General features: G+C 58.0%; 21 protein-coding genes. 8 read left to right on the top strand and 13 right to left on the bottom strand.

Going from position 1 to position 20,334, the window contains the following annotated elements:
• Positions 1–107: 107 nt before the first annotated feature.
• A complete protein-coding gene (gene parE, locus AVCG78_RS06575; RefSeq protein WP_156582739.1) occupies positions 108–2,219 on the top strand; it encodes a DNA topoisomerase IV subunit B in 2,112 nt (703 codons plus the stop codon).
• Between the two features lie 31 nt (positions 2,220–2,250).
• Here parE and AVCG78_RS06570 read toward each other — a convergent pair whose 3' ends face one another.
• Positions 2,251–2,736 (bottom strand): GNAT family N-acetyltransferase, encoded by a 486-nt coding sequence (locus AVCG78_RS06570; protein ID WP_087728107.1) that lies wholly within the window; start codon positions 2,734–2,736, stop codon positions 2,251–2,253.
• Positions 2,737–2,872: 136 nt separating this feature from the next.
• Here AVCG78_RS06570 and AVCG78_RS06565 point away from each other — a divergent pair, with 136 nt between their 5' ends.
• Positions 2,873–3,271 carry a hypothetical protein gene (locus AVCG78_RS06565; protein ID WP_015916014.1) on the top strand — a complete coding sequence of 133 codons (399 nt, stop codon included), beginning with the start codon at positions 2,873–2,875 and terminating at the stop codon, positions 3,269–3,271.
• Between the two features lie 37 nt (positions 3,272–3,308).
• On the opposite strand, the gene AVCG78_RS06560 is transcribed toward AVCG78_RS06565, so the two are convergent.
• A complete protein-coding gene (locus tag AVCG78_RS06560) occupies positions 3,309–4,445 on the bottom strand; it encodes a DUF2336 domain-containing protein (RefSeq protein ID WP_071206638.1) in 1,137 nt (378 codons plus the stop codon).
• A 74-nt stretch (positions 4,446–4,519) separates the two neighbouring features.
• On the opposite strand from AVCG78_RS06560, the gene AVCG78_RS06555 reads away from it, so the two are divergent.
• Positions 4,520–5,245, top strand: coding sequence for a hypothetical protein (locus AVCG78_RS06555; RefSeq protein ID WP_071585118.1), 726 nt, complete (start codon positions 4,520–4,522; stop codon positions 5,243–5,245).
• Here the strand turns inward: AVCG78_RS06555 and AVCG78_RS06550 are convergent.
• Positions 5,234–5,839, bottom strand: coding sequence for a flavin reductase family protein (locus tag AVCG78_RS06550; RefSeq protein WP_071206642.1), 606 nt, complete (start codon positions 5,837–5,839; stop codon positions 5,234–5,236). The two genes, AVCG78_RS06555 and AVCG78_RS06550, sit on opposite strands and share 12 nt — an antisense overlap.
• The gene (locus AVCG78_RS06545) at positions 5,839–6,423 is read right to left on the bottom strand and encodes a nitroreductase family protein (RefSeq protein ID WP_070164689.1); all 585 of its coding nucleotides are present in this window, start codon (positions 6,421–6,423) and stop codon (positions 5,839–5,841) included. The genes AVCG78_RS06550 and AVCG78_RS06545 overlap by 1 nt, the downstream gene beginning before the upstream one ends.
• Positions 6,424–6,645: 222 nt before the next feature.
• Here AVCG78_RS06545 and AVCG78_RS06540 point away from each other — a divergent pair, with 222 nt between their 5' ends.
• Positions 6,646–7,632: a hypothetical protein gene (locus AVCG78_RS06540; protein ID WP_015916009.1), complete on the top strand. Its 987-nt coding sequence runs from the start codon at positions 6,646–6,648 to the stop codon at positions 7,630–7,632.
• A 6-nt stretch (positions 7,633–7,638) separates the two neighbouring features.
• On the opposite strand, the gene nadC is transcribed toward AVCG78_RS06540, so the two are convergent.
• The 4 genes from nadC to AVCG78_RS06520 form a co-directional block, all read right to left on the bottom strand.
• On the bottom strand, positions 7,639–8,496 hold the full coding sequence (nadC, locus tag AVCG78_RS06535; RefSeq protein WP_071206644.1) for a carboxylating nicotinate-nucleotide diphosphorylase: 858 nt from the start codon (positions 8,494–8,496) through the stop codon (positions 7,639–7,641).
• A 1-nt stretch (position 8,497) separates the two neighbouring features.
• The gene (locus AVCG78_RS06530; RefSeq protein WP_071206646.1) at positions 8,498–10,045 is read right to left on the bottom strand and encodes an L-aspartate oxidase; all 1,548 of its coding nucleotides are present in this window, start codon (positions 10,043–10,045) and stop codon (positions 8,498–8,500) included.
• Positions 10,042–11,013: a quinolinate synthase NadA gene (nadA, locus tag AVCG78_RS06525; protein WP_071206648.1), complete on the bottom strand. Its 972-nt coding sequence runs from the start codon at positions 11,011–11,013 to the stop codon at positions 10,042–10,044. The genes AVCG78_RS06530 and nadA overlap by 4 nt, the downstream gene beginning before the upstream one ends.
• A gap of 169 nt (positions 11,014–11,182) precedes the next feature.
• The gene (locus tag AVCG78_RS06520; RefSeq protein ID WP_139191558.1) at positions 11,183–12,079 is read right to left on the bottom strand and encodes an NUDIX hydrolase; all 897 of its coding nucleotides are present in this window, start codon (positions 12,077–12,079) and stop codon (positions 11,183–11,185) included.
• Between the two features lie 331 nt (positions 12,080–12,410).
• Here AVCG78_RS06520 and AVCG78_RS06515 point away from each other — a divergent pair, with 331 nt between their 5' ends.
• Positions 12,411–12,899 (top strand): hypothetical protein, encoded by a 489-nt coding sequence (locus tag AVCG78_RS06515; protein WP_234665109.1) that lies wholly within the window; start codon positions 12,411–12,413, stop codon positions 12,897–12,899.
• Positions 12,900–12,947: 48 nt separating this feature from the next.
• On the opposite strand, the gene thrS is transcribed toward AVCG78_RS06515, so the two are convergent.
• From thrS to AVCG78_RS06500, 3 genes are all read right to left on the bottom strand, one after another.
• A complete protein-coding gene (gene thrS, locus AVCG78_RS06510) occupies positions 12,948–14,948 on the bottom strand; it encodes a threonine--tRNA ligase (RefSeq protein WP_071206654.1) in 2,001 nt (666 codons plus the stop codon).
• 189 nt (positions 14,949–15,137) lie between these two features.
• Positions 15,138–15,524, bottom strand: coding sequence for a membrane protein insertion efficiency factor YidD (gene yidD / locus AVCG78_RS06505; protein WP_156601533.1), 387 nt, complete (start codon positions 15,522–15,524; stop codon positions 15,138–15,140).
• A 13-nt stretch (positions 15,525–15,537) separates the two neighbouring features.
• Positions 15,538–15,981, bottom strand: a complete 444-nt coding sequence (locus AVCG78_RS06500) for an iron-sulfur cluster assembly scaffold protein (RefSeq protein WP_071206758.1) — start codon at positions 15,979–15,981, stop codon at positions 15,538–15,540.
• 272 nt (positions 15,982–16,253) lie between these two features.
• Between AVCG78_RS06500 and folE the strand changes: the two genes are divergently transcribed.
• From folE to AVCG78_RS06485, 3 genes are all read left to right on the top strand, one after another.
• Positions 16,254–16,859 (top strand): GTP cyclohydrolase I FolE, encoded by a 606-nt coding sequence (gene folE / locus AVCG78_RS06495; protein WP_015916000.1) that lies wholly within the window; start codon positions 16,254–16,256, stop codon positions 16,857–16,859.
• Between the two features lie 98 nt (positions 16,860–16,957).
• Complete coding sequence (hisI, locus tag AVCG78_RS06490) at positions 16,958–17,416, top strand: phosphoribosyl-AMP cyclohydrolase (protein WP_071206759.1); 459 nt, start codon at positions 16,958–16,960, stop codon at positions 17,414–17,416.
• A gap of 302 nt (positions 17,417–17,718) precedes the next feature.
• The gene (locus AVCG78_RS06485) at positions 17,719–18,669 is read left to right on the top strand and encodes a patatin-like phospholipase family protein (RefSeq protein WP_071206657.1); all 951 of its coding nucleotides are present in this window, start codon (positions 17,719–17,721) and stop codon (positions 18,667–18,669) included.
• A gap of 173 nt (positions 18,670–18,842) precedes the next feature.
• Here the strand turns inward: AVCG78_RS06485 and AVCG78_RS06480 are convergent, their stop codons facing one another.
• Positions 18,843–19,277 carry a CBS domain-containing protein gene (locus AVCG78_RS06480; RefSeq protein WP_071206658.1) on the bottom strand — a complete coding sequence of 145 codons (435 nt, stop codon included), beginning with the start codon at positions 19,275–19,277 and terminating at the stop codon, positions 18,843–18,845.
• 138 nt (positions 19,278–19,415) lie between these two features.
• On the bottom strand, positions 19,416–20,207 hold the full coding sequence (locus AVCG78_RS06475; protein WP_139191559.1) for a rhomboid family intramembrane serine protease: 792 nt from the start codon (positions 20,205–20,207) through the stop codon (positions 19,416–19,418).
• Between the last annotated feature and the right edge of the window lie 127 nt (positions 20,208–20,334).

The raw sequence follows: 20,334 nt of genomic DNA, 5'->3' as shown, positions 1-20,334 counted from the left end.
AATCAGGAACAAACCGGAAACTGCGCCGAAAGCGCCAGGGACGGATGGGCATATGCCCTATCGCAAGACAGAATTCTTCACGGTGCTCCGCTGAAGACCACAAGCAAATGACAGACAAGATCATGGACGATAACAACGACCTTTTCGCCGCCCTGCCGTCAACGCCCCCCAAGGCGGCGAAGACGCAGAAAGGTGCTGCCGATGTGACGGCTGCTGTTACTGCCGCCCAACCGGAAACCCCGGCCAAGGCAGTGGCTTTCGGCTCAGCCACGCCCGCCTCCACCGGCAATCCCGACGATTATGGCGCGTCCTCCATTCGTGTTCTGGAAGGGCTTGAGCCGGTGCGGATGCGTCCCGGCATGTATATCGGCGGCACGGACGAAAAGGCCCTGCACCATCTTTTTGCCGAGGTGATCGACAATTCGATGGACGAGGCGGTGGCTGGCCATGCCAATTTCATCGATGTCCATCTGGATGCCGAAGGCTTCCTGACGGTGTCCGACAATGGTCGTGGTATTCCCGTCGAGCTGCATCCGCAGGTGCCGGGCAAATCCACCCTTGAAGTGATCATGACCAAGCTGCATGCGGGCGGCAAATTCGACGGCAAGGCCTATGAGACTTCGGGTGGTTTGCACGGCGTCGGCGTATCCGTCGTCAATGCGCTGTCTGATCTGCTGGAAGTGGAAGTGGCACGCAATCGCAAGCTCTATCGCCAGCGTTTTTCGCGTGGCGTGCCGTTGGGCGGGCTGGAAGAATTGGGCGATGTCCATAATCGGCGTGGGACGCGGGTGCGCTTTCACCCCGATCCGCAAATCTTCGGTGATCACGCGAAATTCGATCCGGGCCGGATTTTCCGCATGGCCCGCTCCAAGGCCTATCTGTTCGGTGGCGTGGAAATCCGCTGGTCCTGCGATCCGGCGATTTTGACCACCGGCGGCGACATTCCGGATAAGGCGGTATTTCACTTCCCCGGCGGGTTGAAGGATTATCTGGCCGCGACCCTCGGCAAGGAATTTACCGTCACCCGCGAAATCTTTGCGGGCAAGACCGAAAAGACCGGCGGCCATGGTGCGATGGAATGGGCGATTACCTGGTATGGCGGCGATCCCCAGGTTCATTCCTATTGCAACACCATCCCGACGCCCGAAGGCGGCACGCACGAGGCCGGTTTGCGCATTGCACTGACCAAGGGCTTGAAGAATTATGCCGAACTGACCCAGAATAAGCGCGCCCAGCAGATCAGCACTGATGACGTGATGATCTCGGCGGTCGGCATGCTGTCGGTTTTCATCCGCGAGCCGGAATTCGTCGGCCAGACCAAGGACAAGCTGGCGACGGTAGAAGCGCAGCGTCTGGTCGAAAACGCTCTGCGCGATCCGTTCGACCACTATCTGGCCGACAATCCGAATGAAGCAGCCAAGCTGCTCGACTGGGTGATCGAGCGAGCTGAGGAACGGCTGCGGCGGCGCAAGGAAAAAGAAGTCAATCGCAAGACAGCGGTGCGCAAGCTGCGCCTGCCCGGCAAACTGGCGGATTGCGCCCAGAACACCGCCGAGGGCGCGGAACTGTTCATCGTCGAGGGTGATTCGGCTGGCGGCTCGGCCAAACAGGCCCGCAACCGCTCCAACCAGGCCATTCTGCCCTTGCGCGGCAAGATCCTCAATGTCGGCAGCGCCAGCCGTGAAAAGCTGATGGCCAACCAGCAGATTGCCGACCTGATCCAGGCGCTCGGCTGTGGTACACGGACGAAATATCGTGATGAAGACCTGCGCTATCAGCGTATCGTCATCATGACCGATGCCGACGTGGACGGCGCCCATATCGCTTCACTGCTGATCACCTTTTTCTATCAGGAAATGCCGGAACTGATCCGGGGCAATCATCTCTATCTCGCCGTGCCGCCGCTTTATGTGATCCGTCAGGGCGCAAAGACCGTCTATGCCCGCGACGACGCCCACCGTGCCGAACTGATGGAAACCACATTCAAAGGCAAGAAAGTCGAAATCGGTCGCTTCAAAGGTCTCGGCGAAATGATGCCGGCGCAGTTGAAGGAAACCACCATGGACCCGGCCAAGCGGATGCTGCTGAAAGTCGAGATCGACGACGTCGATTTCGAAGGCACCCGTGATGCCGTGGATGCATTGATGGGGACTAAGCCGGAAGCCCGATTCCGGTTTATTCAGGAGCGGGCCGCCTTTGCGGAAAACTTGGATATTTGAACCGTAACGAAGTGTTTTTGCGCTTAGCGATTCAAACGACGGGATTTTCCAGACGTTTTTCCATGAATAGGCTGAGCGGATCGGGACGGTATGAGCCAAAGGGCGGAATTTCCTGAAAACCGGCTTTTCGGTAAAGACCAATCGCTTCCGGTTGGCTGATGCCTGTCTCGAGGCGCAACGCTTCAAGGCCAAGCGTTTTTGCCTGGTCTTCCAATGCCGCCATCAGCGTCTTGCCAAGCGACAGCCCTCTTGATTGCGGGTCGACAAACATCCGCTTGATCTCCGCCGTGCCATCGCCAGCCTCGACAATGGCGGCGCAGCCCACCACCTGCCCTTCATGGCGCGCCACGAAAAAATGGACATCAGGCTTTTCCAGGGATGACACATCGAGAAGATGGTTGCTTTCCGCTGGATAGAGTGCAGCCATATAAGCATCGGAGAGATCCAGCAAGCGGATCACATCGGGCTGGCGGGGCGGTTCAATGGTGATTGCCAAAAGGGGAATGTTCACAGACATCTATCGATCCTGAAAAACCAACCCAACCGTACAAAACAGATTATGCATTATAATCTTTTGTCTGAGGGTTGATTGGCCTTGGTTGCGCCAATCTTGTTGCGTTACTGATAACTTTACTGACTGGAAGGACGTGCCGATGCAAGCCTCACTCGTGATCATGACCATTCTGGGATGCAATGACAGCGTCAGCCAATGCCAGTATATCGCCACTGCCGAGCAGCGCTGGGTTTCGGTGGAATTGTGCAATCGCGATTCGGAAAATGTTCTGGGGCAATATTCCAATGTGAATTTCCCCAGCGTCGTTGCCTTTTGCCAGCAGCAGACGGTGACACCTCCCCAGACGACCGTGACAGCGGTCCCAGCAACGCCAACCGATCCTGTGCCGGAAGCTGAAAAGCGGTCTCTGGCAGACCGTGCCATCAACAGTGTAAAACAGGTTCTGCCCGGCAAGGAGGATATCAAGATGGTGTTCACCACCCCGGTGCATGTGGTCACCGATACCTATGCCTGGGCGGCAAAAAAGCTGACCAAATAACCCGCATACCAGCAATCAAATCGCCCGCCGGAACAGGTCAGGCTGCGTCGACCACAAGATGTGCGGCATATTGGCGGGCCCGTCGGCGTTCGTCCTGATGAAGCATGATTTCCACCAGATCCAGCAATTGGCGCGCCGCCTCACAAGAGGCCAGCTTGCTACCCTTGGCGAGAAGCGGTTGGCAAATGCTGCCGATCTCACCATGGGTCGCCGTCTGCACGGCGTGACGCCAAAGCAGCACAGCCTCAACGAACAGCGGTGCGATTGTGTGGTCGAGACCGGCGGACAGAAGCAGCGCTCGCACAGCATGCATGCGTCCCGTAGCCAGAATCGAGCGCACCCGGCGCTCCTGTAAGCCACTCAGCGATTCGATGGCGCTGGCAAAGAAATCGACCTTGCCCCGGCATAGCAGTTCGATCAGCAAGGCGGGCGTCAATTGGCCATTGACGCGCATCTGCTCGACAAGATCTGGAATTTCATCGAAGCTGACCTCACCGGCAATCACCGCGGCTGCGCTGACGCCAATTTCGCGGTTCAGTCGTGTGAGTTTGCTTTCTCCAAGGGAAAACCGCAGCAGGCCGGAGGCGGCAAGCGCCTGACTGGCCTGTGAAACCAGCAGGTGCCTCGCCCGGCTCGGCAAGTCCAGGCGCTCCAGCAATACGCCCCTCACCGCCTCATGTGCGCCGTGGCGCTCGGCCAGTCGCAGCAGACTGAAAGGCGAAATAGCGGCGGTGGGGCTATCGAGCAGCACCAGGCATTCCGGCACGTCGCCAATCTCGCTGAGGGCAGCGGCAACGGCAGAGGAAAGCTGGGGACGCGCCGCAATGAAGGCGCGTGTCATACCGCTGCCTCGACCAGCCAGATCGACCAGGTCACGGTCTTGCAGCACGGGCGAGCAGAGAATGACCCGCGAGGCGATCTCCGGCTGGTCTTCACATAGGGAGATCAGGATGGCGCGCGGTGCTTCAGCCGAACAGGCCAGAGCCTCGGCCAGTGCCAGCCGCACTTTGGGTGAGGGATCGTCCAGAAGATAGGTCATGGCGACATAGGTGGAGCGCCGGTCGTCTTCGGTCATCGGGGAATGGAGATAGGCCCGGCCCAGCGCATTGGCGGCCTTCGCCCGGTCGCACGCCTTTGCGGTTTCTGACCAGCGAAAGAAAGCCTTTACAAGCACTGACAACCCCAATCAAAACAAAACCCGACCCATTGCCATTATGGTATGCGAGAAAAGTTTAAGATTGGTTCACCATGTCGATTAACCATGAAGTTCGGGAGGATCTGGGTTTGTTTTTCTTCAAGGGAAAACCGTGTCGGGCGCTATTGCTGATCAAGACAGAACAACAGACCTCACCTGCCGCGCCAGATGCATTGGTTTTTGGCGGCAACGAGCCCACTGCACTGTATGGTAGCTGGCGGCAAAAAGCGCCATCATCCACCCCGCCCGTACTGTTTAGTCTTTCCGCCCGGCTTGACCATGACGACTTCGCCGCTCTTCTCGCCCAGGTGATGGCTCTGAAGCCGGATGGGCTGATGTTGACGGATGCAGCAACCGCCGCCGATAGCCAGCGGCTGGATGCGCTCTTGCGGGTCGAGGAAGCGAGAGCTGCACTTGCCGATGGCAGCACACCGTTCATTGCTCTTCTCGGCGGCGATCCTTCCGGCTTTTTCCAGGCATCCGCCATCGCAGCCAGTTCAGCTCGGTTGATCGGCCTTGGCTTGGATGAAAAAGCGGTCGTCACCGCCATCCAGGCCGAGACGCCGCGCCATGCCCAGCCCGTTCTGGAAACCTGCCGCAGCCTTGTGCAACTGGCCGCCGCCAGCGCCAATCTGCCTGCCTTCGTCCAGCCTTACAGCCCGGAAGATACCGATGCCGCAGCCGATCTGGTCAAGCGAGGCTTCAGCGCCCTGATGGGCGACAGCAGCACAGCGATCACGATGATCCGTGCCGCCTTGCCTCAAAAATCAGGCCTTTGAGGGCCGCACCATCTGAAACACTTCAGTCACCGCCGCATAGTCCAGATAGCCCAGCCGTGACAGGGGTTGCACAAGCGTCACATCGAACCGGCCATCGCGCATGGCGCTGTCGGCCAGATGAATGCCGACCACTTCGCCGAACACCACGAAATTCTCGCTGGGTTCGCCCGAAAGCGTCTTCGGAGAAATCACCTCGGTAACCTTGCATTCCAACACGGCATAGGCTTCGTCCACATAAGGTGCGTCCACCAGCCGGGCCATGACGGGGGTCAGCCCGGCAAGTTCGAATTCGCTCGTGCCATAAGCTGCCGGTGCCGAAGACCGGTTCATGGCCTCGCCTAAGTCGCTGCTGACGAAATTGGCGGTGAAACAACCGGTTTCCTCCACATTACGCAGACTGTCCTTGCGGCCAGCCGAGGAAAACATCACCATTTTCGGCTTGTCGGAAATGGCGTTGAAAAACGAATAGGGCGCCAGATTGAACGATCCATCCCGGCCTTTTGACCCGATCCAACCGATAGGACGTGGCGAGACCACGGCCTTGAACGGATCATGCACCATGCCATGGGCGTTGGTCTTGGTTTCGTAAAACATCAATCCGTGTCTCCCATCCAACTGACCACGTCATCTATGCTCGGACGCGGGCGCTCGACAATCGGAAATGTCGTGGACCCCATGTGAATAAAGCCCGCCACCTTCTCGCCCGGCTTGATGCCCAGCAAAGGAAAGGCCTTTTCATCGAAGGCAAACCATTCGGAAAGCCAATTGGCCACATAGCCATGGGCATTGGCCGCCATCAACAGATTGAGGCACACGGCACCCGCCGACATGACCTGCTCCCATTCCGGCACCTTGGGATGCGGTCCCGCCGTGCTGATCACGCCGATCACGACAGGAGCGCGGGTAAAGCGGGCGCGCTCGACCTTGATCATCTCCTCATCCAGCTCCGGCTTTTTCTCCAGCGCCATGGCCAGCAGCGCCTCGCCGATTTCAACCCGCTTATCGCCGCGATAAACGATGAAGCGCCAGGGGGCGATCTTGCCGTGGTCGGGGACGCGCACCGAAAGCTTTAGGATAGATTCAAGCTCTAGTCTGGAGGGACCGGGCTCGCACATCTGAAAAGCCGGAACGGAACGACGGGTGGCCAAATAATCGAGAAGGGTGATATGTTCGTACATGTTAACGTCTTTTCCTTGAAGATCGGCGGAGCCTTGAAGAAAGTCACATCAGTCGTTGCGAAAGCCCGCCATGCGAAAGCGTCGGAATTCGGAGCCCGAATACTGCAAAACTGGAGTAGAAAATTCAGGAAATTGCAAGCCTTGAATTTGCCTTGGCGGTCGGATTGTAGTACCAGCCGATCAACACGCCAATCATCGCGGTTGAATCGGTCGGGCATTCATATGATATCTTTTTCCTGCCGTCTTCCCCTGATCCTCGCGGCCTCGCTGCTGGCGGCAAGCGCCGGACCCGGCATGGCCGAGGATGCGTTCAAATCGTTCAAGCAATTGGATAGCACGGCGAAAATGCCGAAGCTGAATGCGTTTTCCACGCCGATTGCCCCTGCCCCCCAGTCCCATTCCAAGCTCATCCGGTTTGAGGCAAAGCTCGACAATGAGGGGCAGCCCTTGCAGCAAGGCCTGGAATGGCGGGTCTATAGCCCGATAGCCGGTAGCGACGGCAAATTGCCGATGGTCGCCAGCAGCCAGGGCGGCTCGGCGGAACTGCAATTGGCGCCCGGAGATTATTTCGTCAACGTGTCCTTTGGACGGGCGGGCGTTACCCGCAAGCTCGATGTGCCTACCGACGGCGAGGTGCAAAAGCAGGTCATGGTGCTGGATGCTGGCGGCATGGTGTTGAATGCGGTTTCCGGCCCCGATACCCGGATCAAGCCATCGAAACTGAAATTCAAAATCTACGCAGGCGATGGGCCTGAAGACAATGATCGCGGCCTGATCATGGATAATATCGAGCCCAACACCCTCGTCAGCCTCAATTCCGGCACCTATCACGTCGTCTCGCAATATGGCGAGGTCAATGCATTGGTGCGCGCCGATATCAAGGTTGAGGCGGGCAAGATTACCGAGGCGACGCTCCAGCACCGCGCCGCCCAGATGAATTTCAAGCTGGTCTCGGAACCGGGTGGTGAGGCGATTGCCGATACAGCCTGGTCGATCCTGACCTCGTCCGGCGATGCCGTGGCGGAAAGCGTCAGCGCCTATCCGGTTCTGGTTCTGTCCGAAGGCAATTACACTGCTATTGCCCGCAACAAGGACCGGATCTACCAGAAGGAATTTCAGGTCAAGGCCGGGGTAAACGCCGATGTCGAACTGCTGCTGAAAGACAGCCAGCAGAATGTTCAGCAGCAAGCCGGATACGACACCAACTAGATCCCCTCATTCCGCCTCGACAAAATCCAGGCCGATATCCAGCACCGGCGCGCTATGGGTGATCCAGCCGACCGATAGCAAATCGACACCGCTTTGCGCTACAGCCCTTGCCGTTTGCGGTGTGATGCCGCCGGAGGCCTCGGTGATGGAGCGGCCTGCGACAATCTCCACCGCCTCGCGCAATTGCTCCGGCGTCATATTGTCGAGAAGCACGGCATCCACACCGATCTCCATCGCTTCGTGCAATTGCGCCAGCGTATCGACTTCCACCTCGATCTTGACCATATGCCCGACACCGGCCCGCGCCCGCAGGATGGCCTGGGTGACGCTACCAGCAATGGCGATGTGATTGTCCTTGATCAGCACGGCATCGTAGAGCGCGAAGCGGTGGTTCATTCCGCCCCCCATCCGCACTGCATATTTCTCCAGCGCCCGCAGGCCCGGGGTGGTTTTGCGTGTACAGGCCACGGCGGCCTTGGTGCCGGAAACAGCGTCGACAATCTGGCTCGTCACCGTGGCAATGCCTGAGAGATGGCCGAGAAAATTGAGCGCCACCCGCTCGCCGGTCAGAAGGCTGCGGGAGGAGCCGGAAATCGTTGCAAGAACATCGCCCGCCTTGACGGCAGCGCCATCGTTGACATGGCAGGTCATGACCAGGCCGGGATCGACCAGTTCGAAGGCGATGGCACTGGCATCAAGCCCGGCAATCACCCCGTCCCGGCGGCTGGCGATCTGCACCGTCGAACGATGGTCCGCCGGGATGACCGCCATGGAGGTGATATCACCGGCCAGTCCCAGATCCTCCGAGAGGGCATTGCGCACCAACGGTTCAACGATGACGTGCGGCAGGGAATGAACAAACATGTCAGGCGCTCCGGGCATAGGGCTGCAAGGCAGGGGAAACGGTATCTTGGGCAAGGGAAAGGGCCTCATCCAGCGTCATGCGCTGGCGCAGAGGGTCTGGGCGGGATTGGGGGAAATCGGTTCTCGCATGAGCGCCCGCGCAATGGCGTCGCGCATGGGCAAACACGGCAATCAGCAGCGCCACCACAGCCGGATCGCTGGCCGGTCCGCCAGCTTCAACGAGTGGCAGATGATCCGCCATTGCCGCCTGCAAGCCGCGCTCGTCGCGCAAGACGCCAAGCTGGGCCGAGACAATCGCCCGGACCGGTGTGATATCATCGGCAGGCGGCAAGGTTTGCGACCCGGAAGGCATTATCTGACGGGGCGACATGCCCGCTACATCCTCTGCGACCCGCATACCCATCACTGCCGCTTCCAGCAGCGAATTGCTAGCCAGCCGGTTAGCGCCATGCAGACCGGTGCAGGCCACCTCGCCTGCCGCCCAGAGACCGGCAACCGAGGTTCTGCCAAAACAATCGGTCTCCACACCGCCCATGTGATAATGCGCGGCGGGCCGTACCGGGATTGGTTGCGACGACGGATCGATGCCAGCCGCCCGGCAGAGAGCGTCGATGGCGGGAAACCGGCTGGAAAAATCGCGGCCAAGCGCCTTTCGGGCATCGAGGAAAACCTTACCTCCCCTGGCCCGCTCTGCGCTGATCGCCCGCGCCACGACGTCGCGAGGTGCAAGTTCAGCTCCGGGAGTGGAGGCCATGAAGCGCTCGCCACGCTCATTGACCAGCACAGCGCCCTCGCCGCGCACGGCTTCGCTCACCAGCGGCTGCGGATAGAGGGGAACATCCAGCGCCGTCGGGTGAAATTGCACAAACTCCATATCCGACAAAACCGCACCGGCGCGGGCAGCGAGCATGATGCCCTGTCCGTAATTGCCGGAGGGATTGGTCGTGGCATCGTAAAGACCGCCAAGGCCGCCGGTGGCCAGAATCACCCGCGAAGCGGCAATCTGCACCGGTCCTGACGCCGAGGCGCAGAGCAATCCCGTTATCCCGCCTGCATCGACCAGCAGGCGGCGCACCTGAAGTCCGCTCATCACGGAAATCGATGGCGTGGCCAACACCGCAGCCACAAGACTCCGAATAATCTCCGCGCCGGACCCGTCACCCCCGGCATGGACAATGCGACGACGGCCATGGGCGGCTTCCAAGCCCAGCGCCAACGCACCATCGCCATTCCTGTCGAAACGGACGCCGAACCGTTCCAGCATGGCAATCGCCGCAGGGGCAGCCGATGTGATCATCTCGACGATATCAGGATCGCAAAGCCCATCGCCTGCCGCCAGCGTATCCGCAGCATGCAGGGCTGCATTGTCGTCACCCCCCATGCTGGCGGCAACGCCGCCTTGCGCCCAGGCGCTGGAGGTTTCCGCACCGAGAGCAGCGCGAGTGACGATGGTGACAGGCTGCGGCGCAAGGCTGAGCGCCGTTACCAGGCCGGCCAAGCCGCTGCCGATCACGATGACCCGATCCCCCGTGGTATTCAGCGTGCTCATACTGCCAGCATCCTTTCCACCGCCCGGCGCGCGTCATCGGCAATGGCGGGATCGACGGTCACTTCCTGACGGTTTTCCTCCAGTGCCTGGCGGATATTGGCCAACGTGATCCGCTTCATATGCGGGCAGAGATTGCAGGGCCGTACGAAATCCACATCGGGATGATGGACAGCGACATTGTCGCTCATCGAGCATTCCGTCAGTAGCACGACACGAGCAGGTTTATGATTGGCGACATAATCCGACATTACCGCTGTCGATCCGGCAAAATCTGCCGCCGCAACCACATCCGGCGGACATTCGGGATGGGCAAGCACGACAACGCCGGGATTGGCCTCGCGCAGCTCGGCAATATCGCCTGCGGTGAACAGTTCGTGGACTTCGCAATGGCCGTGCCAGGCGATGATTTCGACATTGGTTTCGCGCGCCACGTTGCGGGCCAGATATTCGTCCGGGATCATCAGCACTTTCGGCACACCAAGGCTTTCGACCACGGCCTTTGCATTGCCGGAGGTGCAGCAGATATCGGAGGCCGCCTTCACTGCCGCAGACGTATTGACATAGGTGATCACAGGCACGCCGGGATGGGCGGCACGCAACAGGACAATATCCTCAGGCGTGATCGAATCAGCCAGAGAACAGCCCGCCGCCATATCGGGAATCAACACGGTTTTTGTCGGGTTAAGCAGCTTGGCGGTCTCGGCCATGAAATGCACGCCTGCCAGCACGATCACATCCGCATCGACCTCCATCGCCTTGCGGGCCAAGGCCAGACTATCGCCGACAATATCGGCAACGCCATGGAAAATCTCCGGCGTCTGGTAGTTATGAGCAAGGATCACAGCATTGCGGCGCTTCTTCAGCTCCAGGATCGCTGCGATGTCATCCTCGAAAGACATCCACTCGGCCTTCGGAATAACGCGGGAGACCCGGTTATAGAGTGCTGACAGTGAAGGGGCGGTATTCATTGGCTTTCCCTTTTCTACTCATTTTGAGTATATCCTCAAGCCAAGAGTTATTCTCGATTGGAGTTTATGTCAATCGCACGACAATTATTTTTATGAAAACGACAAAACGACCCCTGATGCACATCCACACGGAAGATTGCACCGCATTAAATCTTTTAATATCAGTGACTTATGACCTAGACAGCGGCAGCTTCGAGCCGGACAAGGCGCGGGCTTCCAACACGGCGTGACGATAGCGGAAAAGTTTTGCCGGGCGTCCGCCCGTCTCGCTTGCCATGTCGCCGGTCTCCTCGATCAGTTCCTGCTGATCGATCTGACGGCGGAAATTTGGTTTGTGAAGCGTCAGACCAGCCAGCGCCTCGACACAGCGTTGCAACTGGGAAAGCGTAAAGCTTTCCGGCATCAGCTCGAACACGACAGGGCGGTATTTGATCTTGGCGCGCAGACGGGCAATGCCGGTCGCCAGGATGCGGCGGTGATCGCCGACCATCGCACGGCCCGAGGCTTCCGCAGCACCGGCTTCCTGCACGAGACCGGCCTCATACATCAGCTCATAGCGCTGCAAGACCAGATCCTCGTTCCAATCCATGCCATTCAGCCCGAAGGAAAAATCGAGCCGGCGCTGGCGATGTTCGCGCCGGCTGCTATCGGCCACTGCCCAGGCCTGAAGAGCATCGAGAATGCGGGCCAAGCTCTCCGGCTGCCCGTTGCGACGGTCTTCCCAGGGGAAATATTCGTACCAGCCATGCCAGCCGGGCCGTCCGGCGCCGGGCGCTGCCTGTTCGCGCACCAGACCCAGATAGCTGATCGAAATCGTCCGCCCACCGCCGACATCCGTGTCACGATCCCGGTCGGCAAAGGTGTAGAGCTGCTCCAGATAGCCGACCGGATGCCCGGTCTGATCCTCAATCCATTCCCGCAACCCGCCTTGCAAGCTGCGATGGCCAAGCTCGAACGGACCGGACGGCAGGGCATCGCCACCCCGCACCGTCATGACCCGCGGTTCATCCCCAGTCACAGCTGTGAGGACCGCGATCAATTCAGCATGGGCGATGGCATTGAGCAAGGCGATGGTCCTGCGTGGGATTAATGATGGTTACAATGTCGTTGTCGTTGGAAGGCTTACAGAAAATTCTCTTTCTTTTCAATTGATTGACTTTTGAATATCAAACCATTGACGTAGCCGCTCCTTTTTTCTCGAAAAATTGGCAAGCAACCAACTCACAAACCAAACTATCTAAAAGCATTTTTTGAGATTCAAAGCTCGGCATTTTTCCCATCTATTATCCGACAACAAAATACCAGATCCTTATCGATGTAATTTTACAGTACAAATATTGGATTATTAAATGATAGAGAAATTTATATTTTTAACTTTTGTAATGACATCGGTTCTGATGTCATCAGGCGCAAGCCGGGCTGAAAACTGCCCCGCAGCAATCAGCGAAACCGATGTCCTACAGGCAGAGGAGAGATGGGGCAAAGGGTTGGTCGAAATTGGCGCCGCTGAAGACGCAAAAACGGCGGCAAAAAAATTCATAGCCGACACCTATGGCTATCAGGAAGGAACCGTCCTGTTCAAGCCGACCAAGGCTTCCGTGGTTGAGTTTCGAGATACACCTGAAGACGCGCTATCCTATTTCGTCACCGGAAGGCTGGCGGAAGACCACGGATTTGCGCTGACACCCTATACGAATGTGCGGTTTGAAAACCACGCCATCATCTACGACTGCAAAACAGCAATCTCCATGGGCAATTACTACTTCACCGCCAAGGACGGCTCAGTGACCAAAGCCGATTACACAATGGGCTTTATCAAAACCGCAGATGGCCATCTGAAAATCAATATCCAGCATTCATCGCTGCCATACACGCCCAGTCATTGACGGGATCAGCAAGGGGCGGCAACCCCGCCCCTTGCTTTAAACAGACCCTTAAGCCAGTTTCCTGGCCGCCCGCTTGCGCTTCACATCCGGCGGCGTCGCCTCATCGACCAGGCTGGCAATCGCCTCATCCAGCGTCATCGACACCTGATCCTGGCTGCCGAGACGGCGGATATTGACCGTGCGCTCTTCCGCTTCGCGCTTGCCGCAAACGATGATCACAGGCACCTTGCCGACCGAGTGCTCGCGGACCTTGTAGTTGATCTTCTCGTTGCGGAAATCGGTTTCCACTTCGAGCCCGGCATCGCGCAGCTGTTCAGCTACGTCGCGGCCATAGTCGTCAGCCTCGGAGGTAATGGTCGCCACCACCACCTGCAAGGGCGCAAACCACAGCGGCATGTGACCGGCAAAATTCTCGATCAGAATACCAAGGAACCGCTCCATCGAGCCGCAAATGGCGCGGTGAATCATCACCGGTTGGGTCTTTTCCGAATGCTGGTCGATATAGAAGGCACCGAAACGTTCCGGCAGATTGAAGTCCACCTGCGTCGTACCGCATTGCCATTCACGACCAATCGCGTCCTTCAGCGTATATTCGAATTTCGGACCGTAGAATGCGCCCTCGCCCGGCAGAATACCGGTCTTGATCCGCCCACCGGACTGTTCTTCGATGGCCTTCAACACTTCGGTCATCACGCTTTCGGCGCGGTCCCAAAGTTCGTCGGAGCCGACGCGCTTTTCCGGACGGGTCGAGAGCTTGACCACGACTTCCTTGAAGCCGAAATCCTCATAGACCGACAGGATCAGATCGTTGATCCGCAGGCATTCCGCCGCCATTTGCTCTTCCGTGCAGAACACATGCGCATCATCCTGCGTGAAACCGCGCACACGCATCAAGCCATGCAAAGCACCCGATGCTTCATAGCGATGTACAAGACCAAATTCCGCAAGACGAACAGGTAGTTCGCGGTAAGACTTCAACCCATGCTTGAATATCTGCACGTGGCCGGGGCAGTTCATGGGCTTCAACGCAAAGACGCGCTGGTCAGCTTCCGGATCGTTCGGATTGGTAAAGGCATGGGCGGACTTCACCGCGAACATGTTTTCCTGATACCAGCCCCAGTGACCGGAGGTTTCCCAGAGCGATTTATCCAGCACCTGCGGCGCGTTGACTTCCTGATAGGTGTTGGCCAACCGACGGCGCATATAGGCGGTCAGCGACTGGAACATTTTCCAGCCCTTGCCATGCCAAAACACCACGCCTGGGCCTTCTTCCTGGAAATGGAACAGGTCCATTTCACGGCCCAGCTTGCGGTGGTCACGCTTTTCGGCTTCCGCCAGGATGTGCAGGTAATTGTCGAGCTGTTCCTGCTCGGCAAAGGCCGTCCCGTAGATGCGCGTCAGCATCGGATTGTTGCTATCGCCGCGCCAATAAGCACCGGCCACCTTCATCAGCTTGAAGGCCGTGCCGATCTGGCCGGTGGAGGCCATATGCGGTCCACGGCAAGGATCGAACCAGTCGCCCTGATAATAGATCTTGATGTCCTGATCTTCAGGAATGGCATCGATCAGCTCGACCTTGTAGGATTCGCCCTTGGCGGCAAACACTTCGCGCGCCTTTTCACGCGACCAGACTTCCTTGCGGAACGGCTGATTGCGCTGGATGATTTCCTTCATCTTCTTTTCGATCTTCGGCAGATCATCCAGCGTGAAAGGCTCTTTGCGGGCAAAATCGTAATAGAAACCGTTTTCGATCACTGGGCCGATGGTCACCTGCGTATCGGGCCACAATTCCTGCACCGCTTCGGCCAGAACATGGGCGGTGTCGTGACGGATCAGTTCCAGCGCACGCGGATCGGCGCGAGTGACGATCTCGATTTTTCCATCGACAACCGGGTCGGCAAGGTCGCGCACAACGCCATCGAGCGCAATGGCCACGGCCTTCTTGGCCAGCGACTTGGAAATCGATTCGGCAACATCACGACCGGTCGCGCCAGCCGCAAAGCTGCGCACGGAACCATCGGGAAATGTAAGGGAAACGGTGTCGGACATGTTTTAAAGGCTCCTGATCCAGTCCCGCCAACCAATGCGGGTGGTAAAAATGACCGGCGCAAATGGCCGGGATTGAAGCGGCTGAATACTGAAATTCGTCTTTTCAGTAAAGCTTATTCCGCAAGGATATCGAAGCGCCAAAACCTGATCGTCGCGCGCGCGACGCCTGACGGTATTCTTCCGGTACCGTCATGAAACATGCCCTGAAGGACGCTTGCGTCCAAATGTCCACAGGCTCCAGACCTGCCAAAACCGAAAGCGGGTGCCAAGGGTATGCGGCACATCATCCACGCCCCAGGTGCCGCCGGGGCCGCAGCACCCGACCCGAAACAGGGTGAGCCAGCCGCCACTCCACAATCCATGGCGGGCGATGGCCTCATAACCATATTCCGAGCAAGTCGGGGAATGCCGGCAATGACTGCCGACAAGGCTGGAAAGCGTCAGCTGGTAAAGCCGGATCAGCCCCATGCCCAACAACCGGTCCGGCGTCTTGCGAAAGGGTCCGTGATAGTTCCGGCCTCTGTGGCGCGGCCTTTCGTCCTCCTCGTCGTCGAGGTTTTCGCAGTGCTGGCACATTGGCGAGACAATCCTAGCCAGCAAGCGCCGATTGGCGAGCCTCGACCTGGTCGAGACAGTCGCAAAGCGCATCCAGAATCAGCATGGTCGAGGCATGGCGGGCCTTGTAATCCTTGACGGGCATCAGGTAGCGCAGATCCTCGAACCGGCCCTGCGGCCCCTCACCACCGTCTTTCAGCATATCAAGCATATCGGCACGGGCCTTGCGGATCTCCGTAAAGCTTGCGCCCACCACATGGCGCGCCATGATCGATGCGGAGGCCTGACCCAGCGCGCAGGCACGCAACTCCTGCGAAAAATCAGTGACTTTTTCACCGTCCACGGTTACAAAAGCCTTGAGACGGGAACCACACAAGCGGGAGTGCTTTTCAGCCACGGCATCGGCATTGCTCAATGCGCCGACGCGGACGATATTGCCGGCAAATTCCAGGATTTTGGTATTGTAAATATCATCCATCGCCAAACTTTGCTCCAAATGCCCGCCCATACGCAAAAACCGACCTGTTGGATTATCCATATTTGCGCAACACTGTGTCGCGTTTTGGCGTATGTCGTGACTGTGCGGGTTCTCTATATATCACATCGTATGTCGGTGTAGAAACATCAAGGCGAAAACTTTGAAACACGCCCACGAGGATTGGACTTGCCATCATGGCTCGAATTACGCAATTAAAGCCTGGATCGTCGAAAAGGGCTTCTGCCAGTATGAGTGACCGGGAGAGTAATGGCATGGATGCCACAGTGAAAAAAATGTCGCCTGAAACGTCCCGCCCCAGCCGCGAGGAAGCCGAAAACGCCGTGCGCACATTGCTGCGCTGGGCTGGCGATGATCCGAGCCGGGAAGGCTTGCTCGACACGCCAAAGCGTGTGGCCAAAGCTTATGGCGAACTGTTCGGTGGCTATAATGTCAATGTCGAGGACGTGCTGGGCACGACATTCGAAGAGGTTGGCGGCTATAACGACATCGTTCTGGTGCGCGACATCCCGTTTTTCTCTCATTGCGAGCATCACATGCTACCTGTCATCGGCAAGGCGCATGTCGCTTATCTGCCGAATGGCCGAGTGCTTGGCCTGTCGAAAATCGCCCGCGTCGTCGATCTCTTCGCCCGCCGCCTGCAAACCCAGGAAACCATGACGGCACAGATTGCCGATTCTCTCGTTCAGTATCTTCAGCCACGCGGCGTTGCCGTCATGGTTGATGCAGAACATATGTGCATGGCAATGCGCGGCATTCAGAAATCCGGCTCCACGACACTGACCACCACCTTTACCGGTGAGTTCAAGACCGATGTCCCTCAGCAGGTGCGGTTCATGACCATGGTGCAAAACCGCTGATCATCTCAGCGCTTGCTGAGAGACAGTTTTGATGGAATACAATAACGCACCGTTTCGCCGCAGTGCGTTATTTTTTGCCTTTGTATTGGATCGACGAAATGATCAGCTTTGCAGCCCCTTCGACGGACAAGACCATTCTGGAAGGCGCTGGCGTGTTGACGCCGAAATTTGACGCCCATGGTCTGCTGACCGCCGTTGTGACCGATAACCGCGACGGTGAACTGCTGATGGTTGCCCATATGAATGCCGAGGCCCTGGCGCTGACCATCGAAACCGGCCTTGCCCATTATTACAGCCGCTCGCGCAAAAGCCTCTGGAAAAAGGGCGAAAGCTCCGGCAACATGCAGAGCGTCAAGGAAATTCGCGTCGATTGCGATCAGGATGCGATTTGGCTCAAGGTTGAAGTGGCTGGCCATGACGCCACCTGCCATACCGGACGCAGATCCTGTTTTTATCGCTCCGTTCAGCTTGCCGATGGCGAGGCGAAAATGGTGATTACAGACGACCACAGGCATTTCGATCCTGCGCAGGTTTATGCCGGCCAGGACCAAAAATAGACATTTGCTATTTTAAACATCAAAAAGTCTTTACAGAAACGCTTTGGTAAACAAGGCGGCGCAGACTACCCCGGAAATACCGCATTTGAAGGCAGAGTAAATCTGCTGCATGCTCTCAAAACAGAGTTGGTGGACATGAAAATGCGGGCGGGCGTTACGACGTCGACGGGCACTTGAAGCATGCCGTACATGGCAGCGCCGTGCATCGGACGTGATGCACCACTGTATGGTTTCTGACCTGAGCCAACGGCGGCTTTATGCAATGCAGTTGGGGACTGTTCGGTCGAAAGGGTGTTCTGGAAATGTTGAACTGGAATTTAAGAGGTCAAGGGGCCGGTCGGTCCGCAAAGCCAGGAAACCCATCGGGCGGAAGCACTGTCGCCGAATTGCCACCGCCGGTCGTCAAGCCTAAAATCGCGCTTGCCCTTGGTGGTGGTGCTGCCCGTGGCTGGTCGCATATTGGCGTTTTGCGCGCGCTGGATGAGGCTGGCATCGAAGTCGGCATGGTAGCGGGAACCTCTATTGGCGCGCTGGTCGGCGGCTGCTATCTGGCGGGAAAGCTGGACGAGCTGGAGCAATTTGCGAGATCCCTGACCGTCCGGCGCATCGCGGCCCTTCTCGACCTGACCATTGGCGGCGGCGGCCTGTTGGGCGGCATGCGCCTGACGAAACGCATGCAGGAACACCTGGAAGGCCTGACCATCGAAGATCTGCCGCAGCCCTTCGTGGCGGTTGCTTCCGAACTGACGAGCGGCCACGAAGTCTGGATCGATGGCGGCAATCTGGTCACTGCGCTTCGCGCTTCCTACGCATTGCCCGGTATTTTCGAGCCGGTGCGTTGCAACAACCGGACGCTGGTCGATGGCGCATTGGTCAATCCCGTCCCGGTATCGGTCTGCCGTTCCTATGAGCAGCCGCTGGTGGTGGCGGTTAATCTCCACTACGATCTTTATGGTCGCTCCGCCGTGGTCAAGCACAAGGTCGGCCCAATTGGCCCGGATACCGGCGCGGTGAAGCAGCCGAATCGGCTGGGGCTGACAGGCGTGATGGTGCAATCCTTCAACATCATTCAGGATCGGATTTCCCGCGCCCGGCTTGCAGGCGATCCGCCCGATCTGGCGCTGCATCCGCGTGTCAACGATATCGGCCTATCGGAATTCCACCGCGCTGGTGAATGCATTGCACGCGGCTATGAAGAAACCATCGCCCGCATCGCTGAAATCCGCCGAATGCAGGAAGCTGTGATGCGATAAAGCATCAGACTGAAACATGGAAACCGGTTTTCGGTCCAAGGCTGCAGCGGGGACATTTTATTCGCTCGCATAGAAAAGCCTGCCCGGACAAACCAGGCAGACCCACTATTCACGCAGAGAACTGGCTATTTATCGCGGAATGTCCGCGCCCAAAACCAGGCACGACACCGGCCTTATCCGGCGATATAGGCCTTGATGTGCTCGGCCTCCAGCTCCACCTCACGGATGCGTTGCTTGACCACGTCACCGATCGAGACGATGCCAATCAACTTGCCGCCATCTTCCACCGGTACGTGACGGAAGCGTTTGCTGCTCATCATTTCCATCAACTGGTTGACGGTGGTCTCTTCGCTACAGCGAAACACATTGGCGGTCATGGCTTTGGATACCGGCATGGACAGGGCCTCGACCCCGCCTTTACCGATGGCCGATGCGAGATCGCGCTCCGTGAAAATCCCGACGATCCGGTTTTCCATGCCGACAACCACCACCGCACCGATCTTATTGTGATGCAAAACCTTGGCGGCCTCGGCCAAACTGACCGTCGGACCAACCGTAATCACATCACGACCTTTTTCGCTGAGAATATTCCTTACTGTCACAGACATATGCGCCTCCTCCTGGCAAATCTCCGGGCATTCAGGATTGGGCGCCTTTCCTCCTCCCGGATCGACGCCCCCTGATCAGGAATGCTGCCTGCATTTGCTAGAGAACGCAACCAATTGGATGCATCGACACAGCTTTTTTTAATCGTCCGCCGTTTTTTGCCCGATTGGGCGGCGGTCAAACAGCGCAAACCCCAGAAAACCTAGGGTGAAGCCACCCAAATGCGCGTCCCAGGCGATGGCCGCGCCAGGATCGCCGACCAAGGGAATCCCGAAAGCGATAATCAGATTTCCGGCTAGGAACATGATAATGAAGACAAGGACCGTGCGCTCGGACAGGCTGGCAAGCACGCTCAACCGGGGTGGAAAGGCATCCTGTTCGCGCAGACGCAGGCCGGAGCGTCCGGGGCCGAAGGCAAACCGGCAGGCAGCCCCCATCAGGCCGGAGATGACGCCGGAAGCACCGATCAGCAGGCTTGCATCGCCCCAGTTCAGGCAGACATGCGCAAGAGCGCCAGCGGCTGAAGTTGCCAGCCAGAACAACCAGAACCGCACTGCCCCAATACGGCGCCAGACCGGCGTGCCGAAGGCGGCGAGCCATAGGCCATTGAAGCCGAGATGCTCGATACTGCCATGCAGCAGTGAATAGGTGAAGGGTGTCCACAGCCAGGCGAGATCCTGGTTGGAAAAATCATAGACATAGCGAACCGGCGAAAAGCCGAATTCCACCATGATCCAATTGGAGATTTCATCAGACAGAATCCAGCCGGTCAGGGCATAGATCATCACCAGCAGCATCAGCGCGAGAAGAATGCCGCCCGGCATGTTGAACACCGGTTCGCGTCCACTGGTCGCCGGATCGAGTCCCTCGCCCAGCGGGTCGTCCCCATCTTCAGGCTCGCGGTCCCATTGCCCCTTCGGCCTGTCGTCCATGCATCTCTATTCCTTGTGACCCGTGAGCATCAGCATATAGCGAGAGATCGGCAAAAGGAAATGCAGGAGATCACCGCTGTCAGAAAACTGTTGCACACAGACCTTAAGCAATCGCCAGCAACACGGC

The organism is Gillisella vitis (assembly GCF_021559775.1).
GTDB lineage: Bacteria > Pseudomonadota > Alphaproteobacteria > Rhizobiales > Rhizobiaceae > Allorhizobium > Allorhizobium ampelinum.
Note: the sequence above shows the minus strand (reverse complement) of the source record. Positions and strands in the feature narration are given on the sequence as shown.

What these genes read in the sequence shown, in the direction of transcription:
- parE (WP_156582739.1), top strand. Translation starts at nt 108, where the DNA reads ATGACAGACAAGATCATGGACGATAACAACGACCTTTTCGCCGCCCTG.
- AVCG78_RS06570 (WP_087728107.1), bottom strand. Translation starts at nt 2,736, where the DNA reads ATGTCTGTGAACATTCCCCTTTTGGCAATCACCATTGAACCGCCCCGC.
- AVCG78_RS06565 (WP_015916014.1), top strand. Translation starts at nt 2,873, where the DNA reads ATGCAAGCCTCACTCGTGATCATGACCATTCTGGGATGCAATGACAGC.
- AVCG78_RS06555 (WP_071585118.1), top strand. Translation starts at nt 4,520, where the DNA reads ATGTCGATTAACCATGAAGTTCGGGAGGATCTGGGTTTGTTTTTCTTC.
- AVCG78_RS06550 (WP_071206642.1), bottom strand. Translation starts at nt 5,839, where the DNA reads ATGTTTTACGAAACCAAGACCAACGCCCATGGCATGGTGCATGATCCG.
- AVCG78_RS06545 (WP_070164689.1), bottom strand. Translation starts at nt 6,423, where the DNA reads ATGTACGAACATATCACCCTTCTCGATTATTTGGCCACCCGTCGTTCC.
- AVCG78_RS06540 (WP_015916009.1), top strand. Translation starts at nt 6,646, where the DNA reads ATGATATCTTTTTCCTGCCGTCTTCCCCTGATCCTCGCGGCCTCGCTG.
- nadC (WP_071206644.1), bottom strand. Translation starts at nt 8,496, where the DNA reads ATGTTTGTTCATTCCCTGCCGCACGTCATCGTTGAACCGTTGGTGCGC.
- AVCG78_RS06530 (WP_071206646.1), bottom strand. Translation starts at nt 10,045, where the DNA reads ATGAGCACGCTGAATACCACGGGGGATCGGGTCATCGTGATCGGCAGC.
- nadA (WP_071206648.1), bottom strand. Translation starts at nt 11,013, where the DNA reads ATGAATACCGCCCCTTCACTGTCAGCACTCTATAACCGGGTCTCCCGC.
- AVCG78_RS06515 (WP_234665109.1), top strand. Translation starts at nt 12,411, where the DNA reads ATGTCATCAGGCGCAAGCCGGGCTGAAAACTGCCCCGCAGCAATCAGC.
- thrS (WP_071206654.1), bottom strand. Translation starts at nt 14,948, where the DNA reads ATGTCCGACACCGTTTCCCTTACATTTCCCGATGGTTCCGTGCGCAGC.
- yidD (WP_156601533.1), bottom strand. Translation starts at nt 15,524, where the DNA reads ATGTGCCAGCACTGCGAAAACCTCGACGACGAGGAGGACGAAAGGCCG.
- AVCG78_RS06500 (WP_071206758.1), bottom strand. Translation starts at nt 15,981, where the DNA reads ATGGATGATATTTACAATACCAAAATCCTGGAATTTGCCGGCAATATC.
- folE (WP_015916000.1), top strand. Translation starts at nt 16,254, where the DNA reads ATGGATGCCACAGTGAAAAAAATGTCGCCTGAAACGTCCCGCCCCAGC.
- hisI (WP_071206759.1), top strand. Translation starts at nt 16,958, where the DNA reads ATGATCAGCTTTGCAGCCCCTTCGACGGACAAGACCATTCTGGAAGGC.
- AVCG78_RS06485 (WP_071206657.1), top strand. Translation starts at nt 17,719, where the DNA reads ATGTTGAACTGGAATTTAAGAGGTCAAGGGGCCGGTCGGTCCGCAAAG.
- AVCG78_RS06480 (WP_071206658.1), bottom strand. Translation starts at nt 19,277, where the DNA reads ATGTCTGTGACAGTAAGGAATATTCTCAGCGAAAAAGGTCGTGATGTG.
- AVCG78_RS06475 (WP_139191559.1), bottom strand. Translation starts at nt 20,207, where the DNA reads ATGGACGACAGGCCGAAGGGGCAATGGGACCGCGAGCCTGAAGATGGG.